This window comes from Enterobacter sp. CGMCC 5087 (assembly GCF_003144775.1).
GTDB classification, from domain to species: domain Bacteria; phylum Pseudomonadota; class Gammaproteobacteria; order Enterobacterales; family Enterobacteriaceae; genus Enterobacter; species Enterobacter cloacae_M.
Genome location: NZ_QFXN01000125.1, coordinates 1 through 5,893, shown reverse-complemented (window position 1 = coordinate 5,893; position 5,893 = coordinate 1). Strand labels below are relative to the sequence as shown.

Here is a 5,893-nt window from a genome sequence, read left to right as displayed (position 1 = left end):
GGGTCGCAATCCACGCTTCCAGCCACAGGCGGGTGGTATCGTGCACGTTCCAGCCGACAACCAGCGCATCTTTTCCGGCTTTGTTCTTCGCTGAGGCAAGGCAGACGGCAATGTAGTTGATCAGCACCCCGTCGAGCATGCTGAGCAGCGCCTGTAGGGTGGACTGCTGGCACTGAAGACGTCGACGGAGCGGAATGAAAAGATGGCTGATCAGAGTCTGTGCCGGATAGTCGCGGCCCTGCTCTTTTATCCATGCGCGCAGGCGCTGAAGATTGCCCGCCTGGAGGAGTCTCAACAATGTTTCCTGTTGTTCGCGCCAGAGGTGTTGCGTGTCCGGGTCATCATGGCTCAGCAGGGACTTCACTTTGCCGACCTGCACTCCGTTGTCGATCCAGCTTTTAATTTCGCGGATGCGGTCGATATCGGCCTCATTGAAAAGGCGATGCCCACCGTCGGTCCTCTGCGGTTTAAGCAATCCATACCGTCGCTGCCACGCCCGTAGGGTAACGGGATTGATATCACAAAGGAGTGCCACTTCACCTATCGTGTAAAGCGCCATATTCGCCCCCTGGCTTACGCGTTCCCAGCTTAACTGTAGACCCACTTTGACGAACCAGGAAGGATTGATTGATTTTTGAACAAACAATGCGAAGCATGCGCGATATTCAGAAAAAGGTGTGATAACGGACACGATTTTGCGCTTTTTTGGGATGCTTCAAAGAAAGTAAACCCGCATCAGTGTATGTTACGCGTTTTTAGCGTGTGCGGTTTTGAGTATGTACGAGTTTAACCTGGTGCTGCTGTTGCTTCAGCAGATGTGCGTGTTTCTGGTCATAGCCTGGCTGATGAGCAAAACGCGCCTGTTTATCCCGCTGATGCAGGTCACCGTCCGTCTGCCGCACAAATTCCTCTGCTACGTCGTATTTTCCATATTCTGCATTATGGGGACCTGGTTTGGTCTTCATATCGAAGACTCTATTGCCAATACGCGCGCTATCGGCGCGGTGATGGGCGGGCTGCTCGGCGGTCCCGTCGTCGGGGGGCTTGTCGGTTTAACCGGGGGGCTGCATCGCTATTCCATGGGCGGGATGACGGCGCTGAGCTGTATGATCTCCACGATCGTTGAAGGGCTTCTCGGCGGCCTGGTGCACAGCTATATGATCAAGCGCGGTCGCCCGGATAAAGTCTTCAGCCCGCTCACCGCCGGTGCCATTACCTTTGTGGCCGAAATGGCGCAGATGGCGATCATTCTGCTGATTGCCCGTCCGTTTGAGGATGCGCTGCACCTGGTCAGCAGCATTGCCGCTCCGATGATGGTGACCAATACCGTGGGCGCGGCGCTGTTTATGCGCATCCTGCTCGACAAGCGCGCCATGTTTGAGAAGTACACCTCGGCCTTTTCCGCCACGGCGCTGAAGGTTGCCGCCTCGACGGAAGGGATCCTGCGCCAGGGGTTCAACGAAGAGAACAGCATGAAGGTGGCCCAGGTGCTCTACAAGGAGCTGGATATCGGCGCGGTGGCGATAACCGATCGGGAAAAGCTGCTGGCCTTTACCGGTACGGGCGACGATCACCATCTGCCGGGCAAGCCGATCTCCTCAGCCTATACGCTGCGCGCCATCGAAACCGGCGAGGTGGTGTATGCCGACGGTAACGAAGTGCCTTACCGCTGTTCGCTGCATCCCCAGTGCAAGCTGGGCTCCACGCTGGTGATTCCACTTCGCGGCGAGAATCAGCGGGTGATGGGCACCATCAAGCTGTATGAGGCGAAAAACCGTCTGTTCAGCTCCATCAACCGCACGCTGGGGGAGGGGATCGCCCAGCTGCTGTCCGCGCAAATCCTCGCCGGGCAGTATGAGCGGCAGAAAGCCCTGCTGACGCAGTCGGAGATTAAGCTGCTACATGCGCAGGTCAATCCGCATTTCCTGTTCAACGCCCTCAATACGCTTAAAGCGGTGATCCGCCGCGACAGCGATCAGGCCGCCCAACTGGTGCAGTTTCTGTCGACCTTTTTCCGCAAGAACCTGAAGCGGCCGTCGGAGATCGTGACCCTCGCCGATGAGATTGAGCACGTGAATGCCTATCTGCAGATTGAGCAGGCGCGTTTCCAGTCGCGTCTGCAGGTGTCGCTCTCCGTGCCGGACGAGCTGGCGTATCAGCATCTTCCGGCCTTTACCCTGCAGCCGATTGTCGAAAACGCCATTAAGCACGGTACATCACAGCTGCTGGGAAGGGGGGAGATAACCATTGCCGCCAGCCGATTCAACCATCACCTGGTGCTGGATATTGAAGATAATGCCGGGCTTTATCAGCCTTCCGCCTCCGGCGGTTTAGGGATGAGCCTGGTGGATAAACGCCTGCGCGCCCATTTTGGCGACGACTGTGGGATTACCGTCGCCTGTGAGCCAGACCGATTTACCCGTATTACCGTACGACTGCCGCTGGAGGAAAACGCATGTTAAGAGTGCTGATCGTGGATGACGAGCCGCTGGCACGAGAAAACCTGCGCGTTCTGCTGCAGGAGCAGCCTGATATTGAGATTGTGGGTGAGTGCGCGAACGCCATTGAGGCCATCGGCGCGGTGCACAAGCTGCGCCCGGACGTGCTGTTCCTCGATATTCAGATGCCCCGCATTAGCGGGCTGGAGATGGTCGGCATGCTCGACCCGGCGCATCGCCCCTATATCGTGTTTCTGACGGCGTTCGACGAATATGCCGTTAAGGCCTTTGAGGAGCACGCGTTTGACTATTTACTCAAGCCGATTGAAGAGAAGCGTCTGGAAAAAACGCTCACCCGTTTACGCCAGGAGCGAACCGTACAGGACGTCACGCTGCTGCCGGAAAACCAGCAGCCGCTGAAGTTTATCCCCTGCACCGGGCACAGCCGGATTTATCTTCTGCAAATGGATGATGTGGCGTTTGTCAGCAGCCGCCTGAGCGGGGTGTTTGTCACCAGCGCGGAAGGGAATGAAGGATTTACCGAGCTGACCCTGCGCACGCTGGAGAGCCGCACGCCGCTGATCCGCTGCCATCGCCAGTATCTGGTGAACATGGCGCACCTGAAAGAGATTCGCCTGGAAGATAACGGCCAGGCCGAGCTGGTGCTGCGTGCCGGGCAAACGGTACCCGTCAGCCGTCGCTATCTCAAGAGTTTGAAAGAGGCGATTGGCCTGTAAAACTGGTACACTGCGCGCCATTGCATCATCGACATTCGAAGGCTCTATGCTAAGTAACGACATTCTTCGTAGCCTGCGCTACACCCTGAAAGCAAACAATAACGACATGGTGCGCATTCTTGCGCTGTCGGACATGGAATCCACGTCTGCCGGTTTCGATACCTGGATGACCAAAGAAGACGAAGAGGGCTTTGTTCGCTGCCCGGACATTATTCTGTCGGGTTTCCTGAACGGTCTGATTTACGATAAGCGTGGCAAAGATCCGGCTGCGCCGGAGCTGGCGCTGGAGCGTCGCGTGAACAACAACACGGTGCTGAAAAAGCTGCGCATCGCGTTCTCGCTGAAAACGGACGATATTGTGGCGATCATGACCGAGCAAAAATACCGCGTATCCGTGCCGGAAGTGACCGCCATGATGCGCGCGCCGGACCACAAAAACTACCGCGAGTGCGGCGACCAGTTCCTGCGTAATTTCCTGCGCGGGCTGACCCACCGGGTGCATCACCCCAAGGCGTAAAGGCGGTAGGGTGCGGCCTGATGCCCTCACCCCGACCCTCTCCCACGTGGAGAGGGAGAACACAAAACGCCATAAAAAAAGCCGGAGAGAATCTCCGGCTTTTTTGTTATTTCACCTGCTGCCCAGGCTTTGCGCCTTCATCAGGGCTTAACAGGAAGATATCTTTCCCGCCAGGGCCTGCGGCCATCACCATCCCTTCAGAGATGCCGAAGCGCATTTTGCGCGGCGCCAGGTTCGCCACCATCACGGTCTGACGACCGATCAGCACCTGCGGGTCCGGGTAGGCTGAACGGATGCCGGAGAAGACGTTACGCTTCTCGCCGCCCAGATCCAGCGTCAGGCGCAGCAGCTTGTCAGAACCTTCCACGAATTCCGCGTTTTCGATCAGTGCCACGCGCAGGTCGACTTTGGCGAAATCGTCAAAGGTAATGGTCTCCTGAATCGGATCGTCCGCCAGCGGGCCGGTAACCGGTGCCGCAGCCGCCTTCACCTCTTCTTTAGACGCTTCCACCAGAGCTTCAACCTGCTTCATCTCGATGCGGTTGTACAGCGCCTTGAAGGTGTTCACCTTGTGGCCGAGCAGCGGCTGCGCCATGGCATCCCAGGTCAGTTCGGTGTTCAGGAACGCTTCAGCACGGGCTGCCAGCTGAGGCAGAACCGGCTTCAGGTACGTCATCAGCACGCGGAACAGGTTGATGCCCATGGAGCAGATGGCCTGCAGGTCGGCATCGCGGCCTTCCTGTTTCGCGACAACCCACGGTGCCTGCTCGTCGACATAGCGGTTCGCCAGGTCAGCCAGGGCCATGATTTCGCGCACCGCTTTGCCGAACTCACGGGTTTCCCACGCGTCGCCAATGGTGGCTGCCGCGTCGGTAAAGGTTTTATACAGGGCAGGATCAGCCAGTTCAGCCGCCATCACGCCGTCAAAACGCTTGGCGATAAAGCCCGCGTTACGGGAGGCCAGGTTCACCACCTTGTTGACAATGTCCGCGTTCACTCGCTGCACGAAATCTTCCAGGTTCAGGTCGATGTCGTCGATGCGGGAAGAGAGCTTAGCGGTGTAGTAGTAGCGCAGGCTGTCCGCGTCGAAGTGGTTCAGCCAGGTGCTGGCCTTAATGAACGTCCCGCGAGACTTGGACATCTTGGCGCCGTTCACCGTCACGTAGCCGTGTACGAACAGGTTGGTTGGCTTGCGGAAGTTGCTGCCTTCCAGCATCGCCGGCCAGAACAGGCTGTGGAAATAAACGATGTCTTTACCGATAAAGTGATACAGCTCTGCCGTGGAATCTTTCTTCCAGTATTCGTCGAAGCTGACGGTGTCGCCACGCTTGTCGCACAGGTTCTTGAAGGAGCCCATGTAGCCGATTGGCGCGTCCAGCCAGACGTAGAAGTATTTGCCCGGCGCGTTCGGGATTTCAAAGCCGAAGTACGGCGCATCGCGGGAGATATCCCATTGCTGCAGGCCGGATTCGAACCACTCCTGCATTTTGTTCGCCACCTGTTCCTGCAGCGCGCCGCTGCGGGTCCACGCCTGCAGCATTTCGCTGAAGGACGGCAGGTCGAAGAAGAAGTGCTCGGAGTCACGCATCACAGGCGTGGCGCCGGAAACCACGGATTTCGGCTCGATAAGCTCGGTCGGGCTGTAGGTTGCGCCGCACACTTCGCAGTTATCGCCGTACTGGTCCGGGGATTTACATTTCGGGCAGGTGCCTTTGACGAAACGGTCCGGCAGGAACATGCCTTTTTCCGGATCGTACAGCTGAGAGATGGTGCGGTTTTTGATAAAACCGTTCTCTTTCAGACGGGTGTAGATCAGCTCCGACAGCTCGCGGTTTTCGTCGCTGTGCGTGGAGTGATAGTTGTCATAGCTGATGTCAAAGCCAGCAAAATCGGTCTGATGCTCCTGACTCATTTCGGCAATCATCTGCTCCGGGGAAATCCCCAGCTGCTGCGCTTTCAGCATGATCGGCGTGCCGTGAGCATCGTCCGCACAGATGAAATTAACCTCGTGGCCGCGCATTCGCTGGTAACGGACCCAGACATCAGCCTGGATATGCTCCAGCATGTGGCCGAGGTGGATTGAGCCGTTGGCGTACGGCAGTGCGCACGTTACCAGAATTTTCTTCGCGACTTGAGTCATAGTAGGCATTACTTCTTTTAACTGTGAAAAGGGTTTTCGATATTACCAAAAGGGGCATTAT

General features: G+C 57.2%; 5 protein-coding genes. 3 read left to right on the top strand and 2 right to left on the bottom strand.

The window, feature by feature from the left end; all coding sequences use genetic code 11:
- The coding region (locus tag DEO48_RS12220; protein WP_109845312.1) for a MerR family transcriptional regulator at positions 1 to 559 on the bottom strand (559 nt) is incomplete at its 3' end.
- Positions 560 to 776: 217 nt separating this feature from the next.
- Between DEO48_RS12220 and DEO48_RS12215 the strand changes: the two genes are divergently transcribed.
- Genes DEO48_RS12215 through DEO48_RS12205 form a run of 3 tightly spaced genes read left to right on the top strand, consistent with a single transcriptional unit; the run spans position 777 to position 3,692 of the window.
- Positions 777 to 2,462 carry a sensor histidine kinase gene (locus tag DEO48_RS12215; RefSeq protein ID WP_025913217.1) on the top strand — a complete coding sequence of 562 codons (1,686 nt, stop codon included), beginning with the start codon at positions 777 to 779 and terminating at the stop codon, positions 2,460 to 2,462.
- Positions 2,456 to 3,175 carry a two-component system response regulator BtsR gene (gene btsR / locus DEO48_RS12210; protein WP_023312443.1) on the top strand — a complete coding sequence of 240 codons (720 nt, stop codon included), beginning with the start codon at positions 2,456 to 2,458 and terminating at the stop codon, positions 3,173 to 3,175. The genes DEO48_RS12215 and btsR overlap by 7 nt, the downstream gene beginning before the upstream one ends.
- 46 nt (positions 3,176 to 3,221) lie before the next feature.
- Positions 3,222 to 3,692, top strand: a complete 471-nt coding sequence (locus DEO48_RS12205) for a DUF1456 family protein (RefSeq protein WP_023312442.1) — start codon at positions 3,222 to 3,224, stop codon at positions 3,690 to 3,692.
- A 106-nt stretch (positions 3,693 to 3,798) separates the two neighbouring features.
- On the opposite strand, the gene metG is transcribed toward DEO48_RS12205, so the two are convergent.
- The gene (gene metG / locus DEO48_RS12200) at positions 3,799 to 5,832 is read right to left on the bottom strand and encodes a methionine--tRNA ligase (protein WP_032658904.1); all 2,034 of its coding nucleotides are present in this window, start codon (positions 5,830 to 5,832) and stop codon (positions 3,799 to 3,801) included.
- Positions 5,833 to 5,893: the final 61 nt, after the last annotated feature.

Coding starts and splice junctions, on each gene's coding strand:
- DEO48_RS12215 (WP_025913217.1), top strand. CDS start 777: ATGTACGAGTTTAACCTGGTGCTGCTGTTGCTTCAGCAGATGTGCGTG.
- btsR (WP_023312443.1), top strand. CDS start 2,456: ATGTTAAGAGTGCTGATCGTGGATGACGAGCCGCTGGCACGAGAAAAC.
- metG (WP_032658904.1), bottom strand. CDS start 5,832: ATGACTCAAGTCGCGAAGAAAATTCTGGTAACGTGCGCACTGCCGTAC.
- DEO48_RS12205 (WP_023312442.1), top strand. CDS start 3,222: ATGCTAAGTAACGACATTCTTCGTAGCCTGCGCTACACCCTGAAAGCA.